The organism is Bradyrhizobium commune (genome assembly GCF_015624505.1).
Classification (GTDB): Bacteria; Pseudomonadota; Alphaproteobacteria; order Rhizobiales; family Xanthobacteraceae; genus Bradyrhizobium; species Bradyrhizobium commune.
Window position 1 is genome coordinate 5,900,511 of the sequence record NZ_CP061379.1, and the last position, 20,374, is coordinate 5,920,884.

The 20,374-nt window shown below is 56.9% G+C and carries 14 protein-coding genes; 7 read left to right on the top strand and 7 right to left on the bottom strand.

All coding sequences use genetic code 11. The annotated features are described in order from the left end of the window. Positions 1 to 13: 13 nt before the first annotated feature. Together IC761_RS27725 and IC761_RS27730 are read right to left on the bottom strand one after the other, a co-directional pair. Positions 14 to 979 carry an NAD-dependent epimerase/dehydratase family protein gene (locus IC761_RS27725; RefSeq protein WP_195799851.1) on the bottom strand — a complete coding sequence of 322 codons (966 nt, stop codon included), beginning with the start codon at positions 977 to 979 and terminating at the stop codon, positions 14 to 16. Then, the gene (locus tag IC761_RS27730) at positions 976 to 2,031 is read right to left on the bottom strand and encodes a glycosyltransferase family 4 protein (RefSeq protein ID WP_246791584.1); all 1,056 of its coding nucleotides are present in this window, start codon (positions 2,029 to 2,031) and stop codon (positions 976 to 978) included. Before IC761_RS27730 ends, IC761_RS27725 begins: the two co-directional genes overlap by 4 nt. Between IC761_RS27730 and IC761_RS35960 the strand changes: the two genes are divergently transcribed. Continuing rightward, a complete protein-coding gene (locus tag IC761_RS35960) occupies positions 1,990 to 2,373 on the top strand; it encodes a hypothetical protein (protein WP_246791605.1) in 384 nt (127 codons plus the stop codon). The genes IC761_RS27730 and IC761_RS35960 overlap by 42 nt on opposite strands. On the opposite strand, the gene IC761_RS27735 is transcribed toward IC761_RS35960, so the two are convergent. Both IC761_RS27735 and IC761_RS27740 read right to left on the bottom strand, forming a co-directional pair. Next, the gene (locus IC761_RS27735) at positions 2,328 to 3,635 is read right to left on the bottom strand and encodes an O-antigen ligase family protein (protein WP_195799853.1); all 1,308 of its coding nucleotides are present in this window, start codon (positions 3,633 to 3,635) and stop codon (positions 2,328 to 2,330) included. The genes IC761_RS35960 and IC761_RS27735 overlap by 46 nt on opposite strands. Beyond that, entirely contained in the window at positions 3,628 to 4,869 is a 1,242-nt protein-coding gene (locus tag IC761_RS27740) for a glycosyltransferase (RefSeq protein WP_195799854.1), read from the bottom strand. The genes IC761_RS27735 and IC761_RS27740 overlap by 8 nt, the downstream gene beginning before the upstream one ends. Positions 4,870 to 4,968: 99 nt before the next feature. Here IC761_RS27740 and IC761_RS27745 point away from each other — a divergent pair, with 99 nt between their 5' ends. Next, on the top strand, positions 4,969 to 6,345 hold the full coding sequence (locus IC761_RS27745; RefSeq protein ID WP_195799855.1) for a lipopolysaccharide biosynthesis protein: 1,377 nt from the start codon (positions 4,969 to 4,971) through the stop codon (positions 6,343 to 6,345). Here IC761_RS27745 and IC761_RS27750 read toward each other — a convergent pair. Continuing rightward, a complete protein-coding gene (locus tag IC761_RS27750) occupies positions 6,324 to 7,748 on the bottom strand; it encodes a GumC family protein (RefSeq protein WP_195799856.1) in 1,425 nt (474 codons plus the stop codon). The genes IC761_RS27745 and IC761_RS27750 overlap by 22 nt on opposite strands. Before the next feature lie 710 nt (positions 7,749 to 8,458). Between IC761_RS27750 and IC761_RS35965 the strand changes: the two genes are divergently transcribed. After that, positions 8,459 to 8,635, top strand: coding sequence for a hypothetical protein (locus tag IC761_RS35965; protein WP_246791339.1), 177 nt, complete (start codon positions 8,459 to 8,461; stop codon positions 8,633 to 8,635). A 76-nt stretch (positions 8,636 to 8,711) separates the two neighbouring features. Here IC761_RS35965 and IC761_RS27760 read toward each other — a convergent pair whose 3' ends face one another. Next, entirely contained in the window at positions 8,712 to 13,622 is a 4,911-nt protein-coding gene (locus tag IC761_RS27760) for an Ig-like domain-containing protein (protein WP_195799857.1), read from the bottom strand. Positions 13,623 to 14,233: 611 nt separating this feature from the next. Here IC761_RS27760 and IC761_RS27765 point away from each other — a divergent pair. After that, a complete protein-coding gene (locus IC761_RS27765; protein ID WP_195799858.1) occupies positions 14,234 to 15,451 on the top strand; it encodes a glycosyltransferase family 4 protein in 1,218 nt (405 codons plus the stop codon). Next, the gene (locus tag IC761_RS27770) at positions 15,448 to 16,431 is read left to right on the top strand and encodes an NAD-dependent epimerase/dehydratase family protein (RefSeq protein ID WP_195799859.1); all 984 of its coding nucleotides are present in this window, start codon (positions 15,448 to 15,450) and stop codon (positions 16,429 to 16,431) included. The genes IC761_RS27765 and IC761_RS27770 overlap by 4 nt, the downstream gene beginning before the upstream one ends. 81 nt (positions 16,432 to 16,512) lie before the next feature. Here the strand turns inward: IC761_RS27770 and IC761_RS27775 are convergent, their stop codons facing one another. Further along, the gene (locus IC761_RS27775; protein WP_195799860.1) at positions 16,513 to 17,544 is read right to left on the bottom strand and encodes a glycosyltransferase family 2 protein; all 1,032 of its coding nucleotides are present in this window, start codon (positions 17,542 to 17,544) and stop codon (positions 16,513 to 16,515) included. A 162-nt stretch (positions 17,545 to 17,706) separates the two neighbouring features. On the opposite strand from IC761_RS27775, the gene IC761_RS27780 reads away from it, so the two are divergent. Next, complete coding sequence (locus tag IC761_RS27780; protein ID WP_195799861.1) at positions 17,707 to 19,065, top strand: glycoside hydrolase family 16 protein; 1,359 nt, start codon at positions 17,707 to 17,709, stop codon at positions 19,063 to 19,065. A gap of 88 nt (positions 19,066 to 19,153) precedes the next feature. Then, positions 19,154 to 20,320 carry a glycosyltransferase gene (locus IC761_RS27785; RefSeq protein WP_195799862.1) on the top strand — a complete coding sequence of 389 codons (1,167 nt, stop codon included), beginning with the start codon at positions 19,154 to 19,156 and terminating at the stop codon, positions 20,318 to 20,320. Positions 20,321 to 20,374: the final 54 nt, after the last annotated feature.

A 20,374-nucleotide genomic window follows, 5' to 3' on the forward strand; every position in this document is an offset into this window, starting at 1 on the left:
GTAACACCACGAACTAAAGGCGGCCTCGCAACTGTTCTACCAGACCGGGCGCGAGGTCAGGATTTTTCCATAGATCTTGCAGCGCGGCTGCAATCTCAACCCTAGGCGACCAGCCGAATTCAACCTGAATCCTTGCGATATTTGCTTGCAAGAACGGCCGGTCAACCGATCGGGCCCGCGAAACATCATGTTCGACAGCGATCGGAAGTCCGGTGAGCAATCGCAGTTGGTCCAGAAGCATCGAGACCGAATACTGCTTTCCGGTACCGAGGTTGACGAGTTTCGTCTCCCCGGCAGGGATATCGCCGTACAGGGCTACTCGCTCGAAACCCTCCGCCGCATCCTCGACGTGGATGTAGTCACGTTGAGGCCAGACATTTCCAAGCTTGATCGTAGTGGAGCCGGATTTCAGCTGATACACGATTTCAGGCAAAATGTGGGGGCTAGTCTCCCCCGGGCCAATTACGTTGAACAGCCGGACGATGGCACCACAAAGCCCCCTCTGCCGGACGAAGTAACGGACATATTGCTCGGCTTGCAGCTTCGTGAGACCGTACACATCGGCCGGCGCCACTACCGAATTAAGTTCGTCGTGCGGTGAATTGTCGGGCTGATAGACGGCACCACTGCTGGCGAAAACAAAACGCGCGCCCTCTGGACAGGCGCGGAGAAGATTCATCGTTCCGAGAACATTAACTTCCGCAGCGAGCGTGGGATCGCGTTCGCACTCGGGAATAAAATGGATCGCGGCAAGATGAATCACGATTTCGGGACGAAAGCTCTGTATGAGAGCGGCGACGGAGTGCCAATCCCGAATGTCAACCTTTGCCAAAGAAATACTGGCAATATCGCTCTCGTCGAAGCGGTTGCCAAACTTCAGCGAATCGAGCACGCAAACGTCGTGACTATTCCGCAAATTCCGTACCAGCTGCCGCCCTACAAAACCGGCGCCGCCGGCGACCAAAATCCTCTGCTTCATGCGACCTTAGCTTCACTGAAACTGCGGGAGTGCGACGCAGAGCGATTGATGGGAGTCGACCCAACCATTTCCTCGAAGCTCTCCGCGATCAGAGCCCAAGAAAGCGTCTTTGCAGACAAATGGCCCGTCCTTGAAAAGTGATCCCAATGGGCCATCAAGTCACGCACCCCCTGCGCAAGACAATCGGGTGTCGGTTGCGTTACAAGTCCACAATTGTAGGAACGAACGATGTCTTTCGTCCCGTTCATTTCGTAATCGCATGTCACGACCGGCAACCCGCTCGCCATCGCCTCCGCCACGACGCGCGGGAATCCTTCTCTCAGGCTCGAAATCGCCAAAACTTCAGATCTCGACAGTAGATCGATCTTGTCGTTTTCGGAGATCAAACCAGGTAGAAAAATACTAGAAGCATGGCGCGAAGCCATCGCGCGAGTCCTCACCTCCTCTAGCACAGGCCCATCTCCCGCGAGGGTAAGCGCTCCAGCGTACCCTTGGTCTTTCAACAGCTCGAAGGCGTCGATCAACAATGGAATATTCTTATGAGCCGTCATTCTCCCGATAAAACAGATGCCCGAGCGCCGGATGCGTGGAAGTGATTGGTAGTGCTCGACATCAAGCCCGCTCGGAAGAGAACGAACAGAACCGGAGCAAAAGCGTGCAATCGAACGACCCACGCTATCACTAACTGCCACGTTTCGCGCCACGATCCGTGGAAGCAGAGCCTGGATCACTCTGTAAAACAAACCAGTACGGATCTCGCACCAATGTATTACAGCTTTAGCGCGCTGAGATTGGGGAAGCGCAACTGCGTGCAGAAGAGGCCACTGATTCAAGAAGAGCACATCGTAGCTCGTCTCTTTCGCGACTCGGCGCACATGCAACGCGTATCTAAAGATCGTCGGCCACGCTCGCTTCATCGCTTTGAAGCGCGGGATCTTGTAATGAGCATCCATCGGATATCGAAAAACGACGATTCCGTCCATACTCTCCGAAGAAGGTAGGCCGGACTCATGCCCAATGCAATGGACGTCGACGGTATGTCCATTCTTCACAAGTTGGCGCGCAAGCCCTTCGAAAAAAAGCTCCTGCCCGCCAACGCTGGGAGCAAACAATTCAACGAATATCCCAATGCGCACGCCAACCGCCTTTCAATACACGCTACCGAAAAAGAGCAACATTCCTACGCCAACAGGAACCGCTGCTTGACCACAAACAATGCGCGAAACAGTCAAACTTGTGATTGTTTTATAACACATAATGGTCATCAAGTGAACGACAAAAATGTGGGCAGTTTTCATTCCAGACTGAGCACTGCCGCCTACTTTTCCGCCCGCAGTTTTCGTGGCTCTCAAGTGATCAAAGGGATCGCATTGTCGGCCCTAAGTTCCAGCTGACGTATTCGCCCTCTCAGATTGGCCGAGATGAACGCGAACACAAAAGTAACGACCGAAGTTGGGTCGAAAAACCGAATCTCGGCCACGTTCAAAATTAAGAAGAAGATTAAGAACCATTCCGAGAAGATCTCGGCGCCCCCGACGTATGGACGGTGACCTTTTGACGACCTGAGCAACGGCCCCAGTACGGCGACAAGAGTTGTCAGAAATCCGACCAACCCGATGTCGAGAAGGCACTGCAAATATCCATTGTGGGCGCTCAGTTCAAACTGCAAGGTCCTGTCCCAAAAGAGAGACCCGGGTGAGTTTGGCCCCAACCAAAATACACCGTATCCGTATCCTAGGAATGGCTTCGCGGCCGCCATCTCTAGCGCAAATTCCCAGATATTGGTGCGTCCGGACAGAGTCACGTCTCGGCCAATGACAAGCGTAAAGACATCAGGCGCGGCGACAAGGAATAGAATTCCCCCCGTGCAGATCAACCCTGTGAGTACCACCAATTCGCGAGGCCGCAGTCCCAAGCGGAACCTGGCGTAAGCCCAGCCGGTCACAAAGCCGATTGCTATCAACGGTGTCGCGGAACTCGCAAGCAACAAGGACAGAACACAGAGCCCGGCTCCCCCAACCCACAACATTCTGCGTCGCACGCGCTTCTGCACGGCGAGAGAGAGGAACGCGAGATATCCTATGCCGGCAAATTGCCCGAGAATATTCTTATGATTGAATAATCCGCGCAAGTGAGCGTTGGTATCCAACGCCTTGTCGGGCGCAATCAGCAACCACAAAAACGAGCCAACCAGGGCTATCGTAACCGCAATCTGCGCAAGCTTGATCAAGCGAAACAGGCTAAGTCGGGTAGCAACATACGTGCCGACCGCAAATGTTCCAACCAATCCAAGCACCTTTCTCAGCGTTGCGCCGGGATCTGAGGACCAGAGTGCTGAGAACAAACAGATTAAGATGACAAGAGCGGCCGGCCACCCCAACTGTTGGAGGTGTTCCCGGCGCCGGGTGCGCACCAGCAGATAAACTGCGCCGAAGAAAAACGGGGCGAGTAGGGCCTGCCGTATGATGTCCCCCGACTTATCGATGTTCATGACATCGAGGTAGCCAGGTTCATAGTCGGCCTGAAGACCGGTGATGCCCGGAACGATGTCGGCAGCGATCAGGAGATAGCAAATCAGTGTCGACGCAAGCAGCACATCGCTACGGCGAGCATTCGCGATTGATGAGAATGGCCCTACCGCCTGCGCCTCAAGCATCAACGTCGAGTCCGCTATCCTGTCCGCCCGGCAATGCAAACTCTATCAGGAGCGCCTTCGCAAACTCTCTTGGGTCGTCGGTAATGGTTGCACTGGCGAGCAATTTGCGCGGCAATCCGCGCACTCCCACAGGTGTGCTGACAATCCTCTTTCTAAACGATAGCGCCTCTAACACCTTGATGCTCACGCCTGTACCGGCGCGAAGCGGAACGGCGGCAACACGAATTGCGCGGTAGAATTCCGAAACATCGTTCAGATGGTCCCAGACGGTAACGTTGTCGACTCCCTCAAGGAGCGGCTCGACCTTGCTCGATATCCCCCCCGCAACCAGCATCCGAAACCCCGGTGCCTCCTGACGAATGATCGGTAGGATCACGTCACGTAGGTACAGGACGGCATCAAGGTTCATCACATCGTTTGATCCGATAAAACCGGCATCAAACGTCGGAGCTAGTTCCCCTTGGCTTGGCCGAGCCGCAGCAACGTAAGAGAACGGCTTGTGCGAGAGCTTTGCCGTTGATCGGTTGGTCTTGGCGTAGCCGGCAAACTCATCCGCAGATTCGACGCGCACCACATGACAAGCGTCAAAGATTTTAGCCTCTGCCCGTCGCGAACGCTCGATATCGATTCGCTCTAGATGATGCCTTATCCAGGCGTTTGCATGATTGCGCAGGATCTGCCTCAGGTTCAATTCGCCGAACAATCGCTGATACGTCCCTCTGTAAGCGACTGCACGACGGACAAAATCATCGTGGGCGCTCATCACCACTAGCGGCTTGCGCCCACGAAACAATCGCGGCAAAACCTGTCCAAGCAACTGGACCGATTGCGGCTTGGCCAAATATACAACGTCAGCTTGCCACTCATTCAATCGATTGGCAATTTCCCGCGCATTTTCAGAGTTGTTGGTAAACAATAACGGATGAGACGAGAGGACATTCCCGGTCAGTGCTCGCTCAACTTCTCTCCAGACCTGGCCGAAGATACCAAGCAATGTTCCACCTCGATTCCACCCGGGCAGTAAAAGAAAATCCGAAAACAGCTGGCCGTAAGCGGCATTCACCGAATTCAATCTCGCCAATTGCGGGTCTCGAAAGAACGAAACGCAATGGACCTTCCAACCTCTCTTTTTGTAAGTCTCAGCTATCGTATAGTAAATCCAGCCGGAGGCATTCTTCGACGGCAATGGCAGAAAAAGTTCGTCGGTTACGAAAATGATCGAGCGCTTCGGCATGTACTAACCCTGTGACGGCAATTCATCGTGGATCTGATTTCTGGATTTTGACAGCGAACTGCGTGCCGTCGAGAACCAAGGCACGAAAGGACGATCGGAATGATCCGCAACGCATTTATCAAAAGAGCAGTGGCTGCGTTAACGCTGCTATTCTCCGGCACATTTGTTGCGGCTCTATTGAATTTCATTGCACAACTTACGCTAGCCCGGTCGCTAGAACTAGAGTCTCTTGGTGCCATTGCTGCCTTGTCCTCGATGATCAACTTTCTTGCACTTGTCGGCATGGGAGGAATGAACTGGTTTCTCCTACAGGTCGTGGGCATGGAGAAGGACGCAGCTTGTCGCTGGTACTTTCCTGCCTCAAAATTGGTCGCATTGCTCACGGGGCTTAGCATCGCCGGCCTTGCGGCCTACACTCTCACCATTGCAAGATTTCTTCCCTCAGAACGCATGCTGCTGCTCGCAGCTTCGGTTCCGATGCTGTTGGGCCAGTTGGCAGTCGAGCTCACATCCGTTCGCTATCAAATCGAGCGAAGCGCTCACCAGGTCGCGTTCTGGCAAGTCGTCACCCCCCTTGGACGCGCCACGGTCGCGCTTGTCCTTAAGACATTTGCCCTTTCTAGCCTGCGTTCCGTACTCGTCGGATTTGGGCTAATGGGGCTGATCGCGCTCTTCTGGAGCTTAGCCATAGTGCCAGTGCGTTCATGGAACCGTCTATTGAGCAGCTATCGGCATTCCCATCCTTCTGTACTGGATACACTTCGTTCTGCAGGTCCATTTCTACTCTTTGGCGCTCTGTATCTCTTGTTCTTCCAAGGACCAATCGTAATATTGGAGTACTTTCGCGGCGGCGCGGAGACCGCGCAGTACAATATCGCCTTTCTGATCGTCTCCGCGACTCTGATGTTCCCTTCCGTGTTCTACTCAAAGTTTATCGCTGAAAGGACATTTCATTGGGGTCACCATGACCGACCAAAACTTGCCGCCGCTTTCTACTTGTCCGCGGCTCTGATGGCCGCGGTCGGCTTGTCCGCAATGTTGGCTCTTATGGTCAGTGCCAATTCACTGATCCCTTGGTTGTTCGGATCGAGATATGCTCCATCGATCAATCTGCTGCTTGTCATGAGTGTTGCGATCCCGGTAAGATTTCTACAAAGCGCATACAGCTCATTGCTCGTGACCGGGCCGCAGACGATCCCGCGAGTAATATATCTCGGCCTTGCAGCGCTCGCCTCGATCGCAGCGTCGTGCAGTTTCATTCCGGCTTTCGGTGCGATGGGTGCCGCTTATGCGACCGTCGTGGGTGAGTTTGTACTATTCTTGCTGTCCTGGCGTGGGCTGGTAATCCACGCACCGGAAATCCAGCCCTTTGGATGGATGAGCCCACATTTTATTCGCCAATCGGTATCGACTCTCAGTGACAGCGACGAGCACCAAGAACCACAGCAACCCACCTACCCGGGGAAGAAGAGATAGAAGCGCACCGTCCGCAGAAAGTTCGCAGCTATGTAGGTCGGTGGGTTTCGGTAGGTCGAAATTAACTGCAACAAGCAAGCCACCCCCACCGCCGTCACGGCCGACAGGAAGCCACCCACAGCGAGGAACAACCAAACACTGCGTCCCGCAGTTTCAAAAGGAATCGACGCCGGTTGCGCAATTTTGATGGCCGAAAGATTGTTTTCCGTCATTGCCGCCGCAATTCGCTTCTCTCCGGCGCGGGAGGTAATCTCTGCAAGTTCTTGTTCAGCCGACGTAAGCTGCCGCTTGAGGCGGTTGGTTTCGGCCTCGAGCCCGGCAAGGTTCACAAGGTCTTTCGCGACATTGTCCAGTTCTGCTGTGTGCGCTGATTCGGCCGCGCGAAGACCAGCGATCGTCATCTTCAGGGTCAAAAACTGCTGCGTAGCTTCCTGATACAGCTTGACCAGGAGCAAAGGCGGATCATCACCGAACAAGTTCTTGCTGTATGGAAGAGGAACAGCTGCTTCCGGCGCGGGTTTAGCAGGATCGCGAGCCTGCGAGGCCCGCGCAGCGTTAGGCTTCAGCTGATTGATCTGATCCTCGACAACCCGCAATTCCTCCTGCTTTTGCGCCAACTCTGTCCGCACTGTCGCCAGCGACTTTGCGAGGTCACTCTGGCGAGTGAGTAAGAGCTTTTTCTGTTCGTCAACCGCATATGTGCGATTTGCCGTCATGAAGGCCCCGAGTACTCCGGCCGCCGTTGCGACCCTGCGCTGAAGCTGATCCATCTCACCACGAAGAAAATCGGCAGCCGCAGCTTGCGTATAGAGTGCTCTGTACTTGCTAAGATAACTCTCCGTGAGCGCGTTCACAAAAGAGGCAGCAATGCGCGGATCTCCATGGCGAAAAGAAACTCGGATCATGCTGGTGCGTGGTTCGAGCTGCACCTTTAATGCCTGGGCCGCCAATTTGTAGGCGCGATCCTCGTTGTTCATCCTCTTTTGAGGTACGCCCAGATAGGCCAGCAGCTCAGAAAACTCGCTGTCGGGCCTCTTCGGGTAAAGCTTGTCGTCGCGGACGCTCTGAATAGCCGATCTAAGGACGAGCTCGCTGTTCAGTAACTCAATTTGCGAATTCACGAAAACGGAGTCGGACCCCAGATTACTGTCGCTTTGCTTGCCGTTATCGATGAGGAGCGACGCCGTCGCCTCATATTTGGTATCAAGCAGGGCGTGCAGCGCAACTGCAGAAATAACACCGGAAAAGAAGACCGCAGCAGCGATCAGCCAATAGTGGCGAAGAGCGCGAAGGACAAATAGCTCTAGGCTGCCGGACTGATCGGCCTCCTTTTCAGGTGCGTGGTGATCCTCAACTTGTGGTCGAAGAATAACGCGATAGTCTTGCCGCTCGAGACTGGTCATAGCAACCTCTGTCCGCCAGTCTGTAGACTAAAGCCCGCAACCGGCCTGAACAACGTCGATTGATGTTCAACTTCCATTGTGGTGAACCGGCCTTCAGCGTAAGCCATCTTATTAACTAACCTACTGACTTTGCTCACAGAAACACAAAGATTTTAGCCTCAAAACCAACCTTTTAAACCACCGGTCGAACTTGCACTGGCTAGATTCTCGGGATTATGCCTATTTCCCAAGCTGTGCCGCCAAGCCGATCCGTATCGAGAGTCACAGCCATGTCTCAGTGGCAACTTTCGTCGGCCCGCCTTCTGGCTTGGCGATGAGCCCTCCCAGTATTATTTGTCGTGGAAGTCCTTTTCATTCGGAGATCGCCGCCAAAATCGTCCGGCGAACACTACATCACTCCGTCAAGGCCAACTATTTCTTAACCATTATTTCTTAACCATGTCGAATTAAAACGCAAAGTGGGGATCTCGTAACGCGCACCACGCCAGCTTCGGTAAGCGGTTATGAACACTCGCATATTGCTTTTGCTGCCGCTGTTGATTGCTTTAGTTGGATGCGCATCGCAGCAGCCCCCGTGGAGGTTGCCGAGCGCCACCGCCAAGCTTGACCCCAGCCCCGCCTATGCATGGGACGGACTGGGGTTAGACCCTAACCAACACCAGTCGCACAGGATCGCGACGCAGCCTCGCAGATCAGAACCAGAGTCCAACGTGGAACGCGAAGCGGCTCTGGCCGAATTGCGGCCCTATTCAGCTGCCTGGTGGGTGGTCCACGACGAAATCGAGACCGACCGGGAGGCGAGACTCGCCAAGCGGCTGGTCATCTGCCAAGGATGCATGACTCCCGACAATCAACTCGACGCGACAGCCTCCATTGGCAAACGCTAGCACCTTATTGTCCCGACCCGCCGCGACTCGCCTTAGCAGAACGATCGACACAGGGGATATCGGCCGTGCGCAGTGCTCAGACATGCAAGATATATCCGCCCGTTGGGATTGCATGAAGCGAAGCCGAATGGACGTCCCCTACCGGGAGATCTGCGCCGATGCCAAAATTGAGGCCTTCATGGTGAGTCGTATCAGCCTGATTTCCGTGCGTGCCGTCTGACCAGACTTCTGCATAGCCACCGGCGTTTCCGGCCGGGACAGGAGTCGAAAGGACACTCGCTTGCGGCGTCGAGAGGCGCGTGAAATTGAATCCGTCTGCCGGTGGATCGATGACGAGCGTTCCTCCCTTTCCATCGCTCGAGAGATTGAACGTGGAATGGGTATAGTCGCCGACCAGCGACAGCTTTGCGACATGGTTCTGCGCGTCCGAGACCGTCAGCACACCGCCCGATGTATTGCCCGCGTAGGAGACCTGCGTTCCCGTTCCGAACGAGATGTCCCGCAGATCAAGAATGTCCGAATGCGCAGAGCTGCCGTCACCAGTCAGACCGTAGATCTTTCCCGTAAACTGCGTCGCATGATCTAGCACCAACGTACCGGTCTCACTGGCGAACGTGATCGAGCCCGAAACCCCGCCCGTCAATTCGAGCGTCGCGCCTGCTTCGATTTTCACCGCCTGGCTCATGTTGGTGAGGTCGAGGACAACTTTGCCGGAGATGTCCAACACACTCGATGCCGTGTTGATCACTCCGTCACCATTGAGGTCCTGATGCATCACGGTCTCGATCGCCTTCAAGGCGTCGCCCGTTCCAGAAACATTGCTGAGGAGATTGGAGGTGAAGTTGCCGTTGCTGTCGGTGGCCCACACCGTGTAGGCCCCAGTATAAATGTTCTTCCAGGCAACGTCGTAGCCGCTGGAGGTCGCCTCCGCCCCGATCGCCGTCCACGTGCTGGTGGGCCCCATCGCATAGGCAGCGCCGCCGGATTTCAACACGACATCGGTGCTGCCTGAAGACAGATGCAAATAATTGCCGGACTGTGTCAGGCTCGTTATACCAGCAGTCTCCAGCAGCGTCCCGCTCAGCGTCACGGGCGGTGCTACGTGTGGCCCGATCGCGCCGTCGCCATTAAGGTCCTGCTGAAATAGCGTCTCGATGGACTGCAACGATGCACTCGTTCCCGAGACATTGCTCAGCAAATTGGAGGTGAAGTTACCGTTACTGTCAGTGGTCCACACCGTGTAGGTGCCAGTGTAGATGTTCTTCCAAGCGACGTCGAAGCCGCTCGAGGTGGCCTCCACCGCGATCGGCTTCCAGGTGCTGGTAGCCCCCATCAGATAGGCCGTACCATTGGACTTCAGCAACACATCGGTGCCGCTCGATGATATCCAGAGGCGGTTGCTGGCCTGCGTCAGACCGGCATTTCCGACCGCGTCGATCGACGTTCCCAGGATTGGGTCAAGCACGGACGATAGCGCGCTCAGGTTTCCGGCGACATCGGTCGCAGTCGCCGTGAGGGCATGGGCTCCATCGGCGAGCGCTATGGTCGTGACGCTCCACGTCCCGTTCGATGCCGTCACGGCGGTGCCCAGCAGCGTGCTGCCCTCGTACAGATTGATCGTGCTGCCGGCCTCCGCCGTGCCCGTCACGACCATCCTGTTGCCTGAGGCAGGCACGTCCGAGATGAGCACCGGCGCTTCCGGCGCGGTCGCGTCGACCGTCATGTTCAAAGCGCTCGACGCGGCGCTGACGTTGCCCACCCCGTCGGTCGCAGTCGCCGTGAACACATGGCGCCCGTCCGTCAGACTCGCGGCGTCAAAACTCCAGCTGCCGTTGGCGCCAGCCGTGGTCACACCGATCTGAGTCGCCTGATCGAACACCTTGATCGTCACGCCGGCCTGTGCCGAGCCGGTCAAGATCGAGTGCGCCGTATTGGTCGCGCCGGCGCCGGCCAGCCCACCGGCATGTCCGGGCGTGCCGACCGAAATCGTCGGCACGGTCAAATCCGCCATCACCATGGATGCGCCGCTGGCCGAGACGAACGCGTAGTCAGACGACGAAAGCTGAGTCACACCCGCGATCCGAAGCGTGTCGGTCCCGCCCGCATAGTGAATTGTCCACTGATCGCCGACATTCGTCAGATAGGCGCCGGCGTCGTAACCCTTCAGGATCAGCTTATCGTGCTCGGCGGTCGCGCTGGTCAGGACATGGAAGTCCGCGATCGTATCGGAACCGCCGCCCACGCCGTAGATGAAAGTATCGTTGCCGGCGTCGCCGAACAGCCAGTCGTTGCCGCCGCCGCCATCGAGCGTGTCCGCTCCGGTGGACCCGACCATTCGGTTCGCGAGGGCATTGCCGACTCCGGTGAGGCCGCCCTTCATCAAGGTCAGGTTTTCGACGTTGTCCGGCAGGACGTATGACGACCAGGCCTCGACGCTGTCGATGCCGCCGCCCGGGCTCTCGACGATCTTCTGGTTCGGATTGCCGATCACGTAGGTGTCGTCGCCCGTCCAGCCCGTCAAAACGTCGTCGTTGTTCACCGCCGTGATCTTGTCGTTCGCGGCCGTGCCGTAGACGGTATGGCTGCTGGTCGACCCGCTGATCCACGACGTGATGGTACCGCCCACGGGCAGACTTGCCGGGAGCTGGAAATTGTCGCTCACGAAAGACGAGAGCGTCGTGTTGCGGAACACCAACGTGTCGAGATTTGTCAGCGCGAGATAGACGTCGTTGCCGACCTGCGTCATCGCCGCCTTGACGTCGTCGAAGGACGTGAACGCAAATCCATTGAGCTGAACGACGTCGTGATCCACGGACGATCCGGCGGTGAAGTCGGTGATGATGTCGGAGCCATCGCCGGAGTTGACGACGAACGTGTCGGAGCCGCCGCCGCCTGTCAGGATGTCGTTGCCGAGTCCGCCGGTCAGGATATTCGCCGCGCCGTTGCCGACGATGATGTTAGCCTCTGCATTGCCGGTGCCGTTGATCTTGTCGGATCCCGTCAGCGTCAGGTTCTCGACATAGTCGGACAGCGTGTAGCTGACCGAGGACATCACCGTATCGACGCCGCCGCCGTAGGCTTCGACGACCGCGGCATTGGAGTCGGTGACGATATAGGTGTCGTCGCCGAGACCGCCAGTCATGGTGTCGGCGCCTCCGGCGCCGCCGAGAAGATCATTTCCGCTAGTCCCGGTCAGGCTGTCGGCCGCCGCGGTTCCGGCGAACGTGCTGGTCGAGGCGCCGCTGGTCAGAAGGGTGTAGTTGGCGAGCGTATAATCGGAGAGCTGGTACGCCTTGATGTAGTCGATGCTGATCTGCGCCGTCGTGCCGGCGGCCGCGTTGCCGGCCCAGCTGCCGCCCATGGCGAGATTCGCGATCATATACATGGCGGTATTCATGTCGGATGGTGTCGCGACCTGCCCGACCTCGACGCCGTCAACGAAATAGCTCAGCGTGTAAGGGGTCCATTCCACGCCAAACGTGTGATCGCCGGCTGCGAGGTCGGCGGTATTGGCCCAATAGCCCTGGTTCGCCGTTGTCGCGGACACGAACCCGAAATGCGATTGATCGGAATCCCGGCCAAGCGATTCGAGCGCGTCGAGTTCGGTGGCTTGGCCGTGGGTGTTGATCGGCAGCATCCAAAACGCAGGCCACGCGCCCTTGGTATCGGACAACGTGGCCTTCATCTCGAAATAGCCATAGGTCTGCACGAAGCTGTTTTCGGTCGTGATCACGCCCGACGTGAACTGATGATTGCCTACATAGGCGGCCGCGCTCGACGGGACCGGCGCCGCAGTGATCACGAGATGGCCGTCCTGGATCAAGAACGGATTCAGACCCAACGCGGTCGATGACTGCGCGCCCGGCAGCCCGGAGAAGCTCGGATCGACGTAGACCTGCTGCTCGCCGGTGAGCGAATAGCTCGCAGCCCCGCTCCAGGCGTAATTAGTCTTCCAGACCAGATGCGGATCTTGCCCGGCGGACAGAGTGTTGAAGTCATCGCTGAATGTCTGGATCAAACCGGTCGGCGCGGTAACGATATTGACGTTTGAGGCCGTCAGGCTCTGAACCTGGGTGTTCTCGAGCGTCAGCTTCTCGCCGTTGCCGAGCGACAACACGGCGTCAGTGCCGACCTGCTGCATCGCTGCGGCGACGTCGGCGAACGTCTTGAAGGACGTGCCATTGATCTGGAGAATGTCGCCGCCAGAACCGGCGGTGAAGTCCGTAATGATGTCATTTCCGTTTCCGGCGCGGACGACAAAGGTATCGACACCACCGCCGCCGGTGAGAACATCATTCCCCTTCCCGCCGTCGATCACGTTGTTGGCGGCGTTGCCGATGATGATGTTGTCGAGATCGTTGCCGGTCGCGGGTGAATTGTAGGTGCCCCCGAGCCGCAGGTTCTCCACGTTGGGAGCATTGACGAGGCTATAGCCGTCAATCATGCCCGTCACGATCGTGTCGATGCCCTGGCCGGCGAGCTCGACCACCTTGGTTTCGTGATTGAGCATGTAGAAGGTATCGTCGCCGGCGCCACCGACCAGCGTGACGCCATCACCCATCGCCTGGAGCGAGTCGTTGGTCGCACCACCGGTCAGCGTGCCTCCGGCTCCAACCGTGGTCCAGGCCGTGTTCGGTGCGGCGCTCGTCGGAAGCGGATTGTCGAGTGCGACATTCGCGGCCGTGAGGGACGAAAGCGCAACGTTCTGGATGGTGAGCGTCTCGCTCGACGACAGTTTGACGACAACGTCGGTTCCGACCTGGCTAGCGGCCGACGTGAAGTTTGCAAAAGTGGCGAAACCATAGTTCTGGACGCGCAGCATATCGCCGCCGGCGCCCGCCTGGAAGTCGCTGATGGTGTCGGAACCATACCCCTTCGACACCACAAAGAGATCGGAGCCTGCGCCTCCGGTGAGAAGGTCGTTTCCCATTCCCCCGAACAGGACGTCGGCACCTGCTGTGCCGTTGATGATCTGCGAGTAACTCATAGTGGCTCGTGCCCTCCTGGCGCAGGCCACCATCCTGGACGTCGCTCAACGACGACTTACTGAGTTGCGGAGGATTTGAAATACCGGAAAATTCGTCGGCAGTTCACTTAAAGATGGCCTAAAATGGTGTCTTAACGACCAGTTCACCTACGGCAGATCGTGGGCATTAAATTTTAACGCTGCCGTAGCACGCACGATCCCGACGACACGATCGTACCCAGTTACGAAACTACGAAGTCATGTTTTACGAACGCTGCGCCAGCCCCAATTGTCGCTCCTGGGCTGTCACCCTGCACGTTCGATCCTGTGTGACCAAAGGTCCGGCACAAGACGCGAAGACTGGGTCGGGCCTCCGAAGCAAGCTTTCCGGAGGAGGAACCCCGCTTCCTAGGATGAGGCCGCCGGCGCGAATGCTGAACGATCGCTGATGACCAAGTCGCCGCCGGTTGCTTCGGAATGGCCCACACAATTTCGCACAGCGGTCGCGGATTGTCAGAATTTCTGCCGCTATTAAGGGTTAAGGGAGTCTCAAGTAGACAAGCACCGGGCGTTGGGGCATCAGTCTTCGACCAAGTATCAGCGATTTAAATGATGTATCTCGCAGGAACGCTTTGAACATTCTAATCCACGATTACGCCGGACATCCCTTCCAAGTAGATCTCAGCAGAGAACTCGCTTCAAGAGGGCATAGGGTTGTACATGCCTATTTTCATGGCGACCACGGCCCCAAGGGTCGGCTGGAGCGGTCGGAAGGCGACCCTGCCGGACTGTCGTTCAAGGGTGTCACGCTGCCTCGCGCGTACGACAAGACATCGTTCGTTCGGAGAAGATTCGACGACGTCGCGTACGGCAAAGCCGTCGCAGATTTGATCCTCTCGATGAAACCGGACCTAGTCATATCGGGAAACACTCCGACCGAAGCACAGGACTCGATCGTCAAGGCGGCCCGCAAGAGTAATGCCGCCTTCGTTTTTTGGGTGCAGGACTTCTACAGCATCGCAGTTTCGAAACTTCTCAAAAAAAAGCTAGGCGGATTAGGTGCCGCCGTCGGCGCCTATTACACGCTGCTCGAGCGCAGGCAGTTTGCCAATTCGGACGCCATAGTCGTGATAACGGAGTCCTTCACCGAAGTCGCGAATCGATGGGTGGATGCCAAGGAGAAGATATTCACGATCGAGAACTGGGGTACGTTGACCGAGATCGCCCCGCTGCAGAAGGATAATGGATGGTCGCGGCGCTACGGTCTCGCCAATAGCTTCAACTTTCTCTATTCTGGAACACTCGCGCTCAAGCACAACCCTCAGCTTTTGGTAGATCTGGCTCGGGAGGTGAATGGACGTGCGAACGTCGTGGTTGTGAGCCAGGGTGTTGGCGTCGCCGACCTCGAACGCGCGAAAAAAGAGCAGTCGATCGACAATCTGGTCCTGTTGCCGCTGCAGCCATTCTCCGACCTGCCCAGCGTGCTTGCTACGTCCGACGTAGCGGTCGCTACGATCGAGCCGGACGCGGGCATGTTCTCCGTTCCATCCAAGGTCCAATCATATTTCTGTGCCCAGCGGCCGGTATTGCTGGCTGCGCCCGCCGAAAATCTCGCGTCCGAAGTCGTCCGCAAGAATGGAGCGGGTCTCGTGGTCGATCCAGCCGATCGGGCCGGCTTTCTGCGGTCGGCGGTTCAGTTGATGGAAGACGATCTTTTGCGCGTGGGGGCAGCCGAAAGTGGTAGGAATTTTGCTTTGAGCAATTACGACATCGCCCGGGTCACGGACCGTTTTGAAACAGTATTCCAGTATGCTATGCGTGCCCGACATGCGAGAAAGGGAACTTCATGACTAAGACTGCCCTGGTTTGCGGAGCCGGTGGGTTTATCGGCAGCCACCTTGTCAAGCGCTTGAAACGTGAGGGTTTCTGGGTCCGCGGAGTTGACCTCAAATTCCCGCCCTTCGCGGAGACCGAAGCCGATGATTTCGCGATCGGCGATCTGCGGGATCAGTATTTTTGCCGGCAGGTCGCCGACCGAAAGTTCGACGAAGTTTACCAGCTTGCCGCTGACATGGGGGGGGCGGGTTACATTTTCACGGGCGAGCATGACGCCGACGTGATGCACAATTCGGCAACGATCAATCTTAACATGCTCGATGCCTGCCAAAAGCGAAATGTGCGCGGCATGTTCTACTCGTCGTCAGCGTGCATGTATCCCGAGCACAATCAGCTCGATCCGAACAACCCAAATTGTGCCGAAGACTCGGCTTATCCGGCGAACCCGGACAGCGAGTATGGCTGGGAGAAGCTGTTCTCGGAGCGGCTCTACCTCGCATACAACCGCAACTACGGCATGCGCAATCGCGTGGCGCGCTATCACAACATCTTCGGGCCCGAGGGAACCTGGGAAGGCGGAAAAGAGAAGGCGCCAGCCGCGGTCTGCCGAAAGGTTGCCATGGCGACCAATGGCGGCGACGTCGAGATCTGGGGCGACGGCACGCAAACACGCTCCTTCCTGTACATTGAAGAATGCCTTGAAGGAACCATTCGCCTAACTCGCTCGGACTTCGAGGGTCCGGTCAATGTCGGCTCGGAAGAGATGGTCACCATCAACCAGCTCGTCGACATCGTAGCCGAGATAGCCGGCAAGAAGGTCCACAAGCGGCATATCCCCGGTCCGCTGGGCGTGCGTGGCCGCAATTCTGACAACAGATTGATCGGACAGAAGCTCGGCTGGAAGCCGTCGGCCTCGCTGCGTTCCGGGCTTGAGAAGACCTACGAGTGGATCGAGCGGCAGGTGCACCGAAACACGAAGAAAGCGGCGGCTTAGCTCAGCCGGCACCGGCAAGACGAGGTTTTGCGCTCTCTCTGCGAAGCGAGAGGTCCGGCTTGCCGAACTGGGCAACCGGACCTAAGATGCAGTTGCTCGCGTGAGCTTGGCCTTTTGAACGGCTCTGTATTGTGAGTCGAACCTCACACGCATCAGCCACTCCGACAGTGACCGGGGCGAACACAGTACTGCGCAAATCCAAACGAATACCGTAAGCTTTGCGGCCACGCCAATGCCTTGCGGGCGGCACACGGCAGCAAACGCGTCCCTGACAATATTCAGGCTGCTGTCGCCGCGGAGAGGGTGCTCCTCCGGAGCGATCCGATACGAAGCTGTACGATACATTAAATAGTGCAGACTCAGCTGCGGTCCCGGAGCGCTGACTTTCAAGCCTGCAACACCGGCTATCCGGGTCATATAATCGAAGCGCTGTTGGGCCCTTACGATTTGACGATGCAGCCGTCGCGGTTGCAGATCTGCCATCGCACCGAGGTTGTTGCCGTGCACTCGGTAGGAGGCGAGCACGTCAACGATGGTGACCACGTCGCCGAGAAGCGGAGCGGCGGTGACGCAGCAGGAATCGGTAGCGTCCCCGCATGAATGATCCAATGGGAAAATGCGCTCCAGAAACCAACGAGCATATAGGTTTCCTGAACCCGGCGGGGTTGGATAACTCGAAGTAGTCAAAATCCATGTTCGGCATTCGTCGGCCGTCGGAGCCGACTGATACCGCGGAAAGTCTGAGTTTAGGTTACGCCCATCTGCGTCGATAGTTCCCATTTGGACTTGGACCTTGCTGACGCCGTCGCCCCACACGGCCATTGCCCGCCGCATAATCTGGGGATCAAGCAAATCGTCGCTATCCAAGAACGAGACGATACCACCTTTGGAAATTGCAAAGCCGTGATTGCGGACATCCAGTTGGGTCGACTTCGGCAGAAGCTCGCCGCGGATCTTGTCACCATATGACTTGATGATAGCGTGGGAGCCATCCGTCGAGCCGTCATCGACCACGATGACCTCAATGTTCGGCCAATCGAGGGCAAGCGCCGAGTCTATCGCTTGCCGAAGGAAGTGTGCGTAATTGTGGTTCGCTATGATCACCGACAGCATCAACTCCGATCCGGTCGAAGACATCGGCGGTTGTCTAGTTTGCTGCCTCATAATTCCTGTTCCAACCTCTGCCCGCACACTACCAATTAGCGGGACAAATCCTACCATTGTCCGGTTACCCGGATTATAATGGAAATACGCATAGCACCAAGGGTTTATGGTATGCCTAAGCACGCAGTATTGTCGCGTTTATTCGTCCTTCTCACGATACCAGTGCTGGCGGTTGCCTTGCCGATCTTGCCGAGCCGCGCCGGTGGGTGGGAAATGGTGTTTTCAGATGAGTTTAACGGCGACGCTCTGGATCGAAACAAGTGGGCAACCCGATATCTCTATCAGAACGAAACCATGGATCATTTCACTGACGAGAGTCAGCGATACCGCGACAGCCAAGTCACGGTCGCCGGGGGCGTCCTCAACCTTCGCGCCGAGAAGAAGCCGGGCGCAGATCTTTTCGAGTCCGGCCTGATCCGGAGCCATCGAACATTTTATTATGGCTACTACGAAGCCCGGGTGTTTTTGCCTTCCGGCAAAGGGGTCTTTCCGGCGTTTTGGCTCGAGGCGGACTACGATCAGGATGGAAAATTCTGGCATCCCCCGGAGATCGATATTTTTGAATATGTCATCAACGGCACGACCGACAAACCGAACATGCTGCACTCCTCGTCCACCCCGCCGGGACTCCCGCAGCCGTTCACATTTGTCGACCCCTCTTTCCGCACTGATTTCAGAATCATGGTCGGTAAGGACGATCTCAATCGCGATTGGCACGTCGCGGGCTTCGTATGGACTCCCGACACAATCTCCCTGTTCTGGGACGGACGTCGAATCTACACACGCAAATACGAGTGGCAGCGAAAGGACGGGCAGTTGGGCCCGCCGGCCCACATCGATTTGAATTTTGCCGTTGGCGGAACGAAATGGGCGGGAAAGAACGGCGTCGACGACGCGGCATTTCCGCAAGATTTCAAAGTGGACTATGTTCGTGTCTGCCAATTTACGGAATCCAGCCGGGGAAGCCGCCAATGTGGAGACAGCAAGTTTACGCCCGATCCTGCTGAATTTGGCTACGCCGCCGCGATTAACGACATGCCAAAGCCCTCCTTTACAAAGAACACATTGATCAATGGACGGCGGCCGGAGGTTGGTGAGATCACAGCGGCCGATCTCTCCACCGGTATTGAGGTCTCAATCGCTCTGAAACTGCCCGAAGGATATCCGACCGACAAAACTCTGCTTGTTGCCGCCGTAGACAAGAACACAGGAACGACCGCCGCTTCTGCAAGTCGCAAGCTCGACGAACGTGCTTTCACAGTTAGACCCGACGGGTCTAGTTCTGTCGGCGTCTCGCTGCCGGCCATTCGACGTCCGGGGAGCTATCGTTTGGAAGCGAGGCTGACAGCGGACGTTTCCGATGAGAAAGGCAAAAGATATAGCTCGGCGGCACCTTTGGAATGCGACACGCCGATCGCTCAGCCCCTGAAATCGCGATCTTGCCAGCTGGCAACCTTCGAGGTGCGATAATCTACGCGCGCGCGTTGCCCGGTCGGTAACGGTCTTGCCAATCTCGGCAACAGCCAACAATAGTTTGCAGAAGATAGGAAGTCCGGACGTGAAGATACTTTGGATCTGCGGAAGATTGCCCGCGCCGCTATTCAGCGGCGACGCTCTCTACACTGCGGGCCTGCTTAAGGCTCTTGTCAAATCGGACGATGTCAGCCTGACAGTCCTTGGCGTTCGCAGGACGGATCAGGACTCCGCGGGGCCATTGCTTGGGCCTGCAGGCATTCGGCTCGTGGAAGTTCCAGCGCCGAAATCGTCGGGCCTCTGGAGTCTTGCATCTTCGTTGCCCAAGGATGCCTACACTCTCTGTACTCCCGAGTTCCAGCAGGAGCTTGGCCGGCTCCTGCGTAGGGACTGGGACTGGATCGTCGTCGATCACGCCTACTCTGCTGGAGCGCTGTCGACAATTCTACGAGGCCGCGGTGGCGCGTCCCTCTGCTACATCGCGCACAACGCGGAGGGGCTCATTCGTCCCAAAATTGCGAGCGGCGTGCAAAATCCGATTCGCGGCGCGGCGACGCGTCTAGACGCCGAAAAATATCGACGACTCGAGCACGGGCTTCTTGATGCAGCCGATGCGGTCGTATGTATCACGAGCAACGATGCCGCCTATTTTCAGAAATTCGCGAAGCGTGTGTATGTGATCCCTCCGGTTTTCCTGGGCACGCCAAGTCCGAGGCGGACGATCAGTGCTGATTGCCCAAGGTCCTTGCTTCTCCTCGGAGAATTCAAATGGATCGCTAAGCAGCGGAATCTTGAAATCATTATTGACGCGCTTTTGCCACCCCTCCAGCGCAGCCAGGTCTCCCTGAACGTCGTGGGCGTCGTTCCGCAGCACATCCAGAACCGGCATGCGAGCCTGCGGCCATATCTCAAATTCCACGGGCGACTCGCCGATCCCTCCCCTCTTTTCCTTTCAAGCCGTGGCGGATTGGTGCCGGAACTGTTTGGCGGCGGTTTCAAGCTAAAAGTGATGGACTATGCTTTTGCAAGACTACCAATCTTCGGATTGACTGAGGCAATGGCTGGCACAACGGCAGAGGAACAGTCAGCGATGTTCCTCGCGAATAACATCGCCGGGCTAGCGGACGCAATCGTCGAAAACGTCGACAACCTTGATCGACTCAATGAATGTCAAGAAACGCTTTTGCACCTGTTCTCAAACCGCTTCTCGCTCGATACAGTCAGCACTCGTCTTGGCAAAGTCTTCCGCTAAGTTCAGCGCCCCGGCCTCCATGTTCGGACACACCAATCAACCGCTAAAGATCTC

What these genes read in the sequence shown, in the direction of transcription:
- IC761_RS27725 (WP_195799851.1), bottom strand. Translation starts at nt 979, where the DNA reads ATGAAGCAGAGGATTTTGGTCGCCGGCGGCGCCGGTTTTGTAGGGCGG.
- IC761_RS35960 (WP_246791605.1), top strand. Translation starts at nt 1,990, where the DNA reads ATGCCCAATGCAATGGACGTCGACGGTATGTCCATTCTTCACAAGTTG.
- IC761_RS27735 (WP_195799853.1), bottom strand. Translation starts at nt 3,635, where the DNA reads ATGCTTGAGGCGCAGGCGGTAGGGCCATTCTCATCAATCGCGAATGCT.
- IC761_RS27740 (WP_195799854.1), bottom strand. Translation starts at nt 4,869, where the DNA reads ATGCCGAAGCGCTCGATCATTTTCGTAACCGACGAACTTTTTCTGCCA.
- IC761_RS27745 (WP_195799855.1), top strand. Translation starts at nt 4,969, where the DNA reads ATGATCCGCAACGCATTTATCAAAAGAGCAGTGGCTGCGTTAACGCTG.
- IC761_RS27750 (WP_195799856.1), bottom strand. Translation starts at nt 7,748, where the DNA reads ATGACCAGTCTCGAGCGGCAAGACTATCGCGTTATTCTTCGACCACAA.
- IC761_RS27760 (WP_195799857.1), bottom strand. Translation starts at nt 13,622, where the DNA reads ATGAGTTACTCGCAGATCATCAACGGCACAGCAGGTGCCGACGTCCTG.
- IC761_RS27770 (WP_195799859.1), top strand. Translation starts at nt 15,448, where the DNA reads ATGACTAAGACTGCCCTGGTTTGCGGAGCCGGTGGGTTTATCGGCAGC.
- IC761_RS27775 (WP_195799860.1), bottom strand. Translation starts at nt 17,544, where the DNA reads ATGCTGTCGGTGATCATAGCGAACCACAATTACGCACACTTCCTTCGG.
- IC761_RS27780 (WP_195799861.1), top strand. Translation starts at nt 17,707, where the DNA reads ATGCCTAAGCACGCAGTATTGTCGCGTTTATTCGTCCTTCTCACGATA.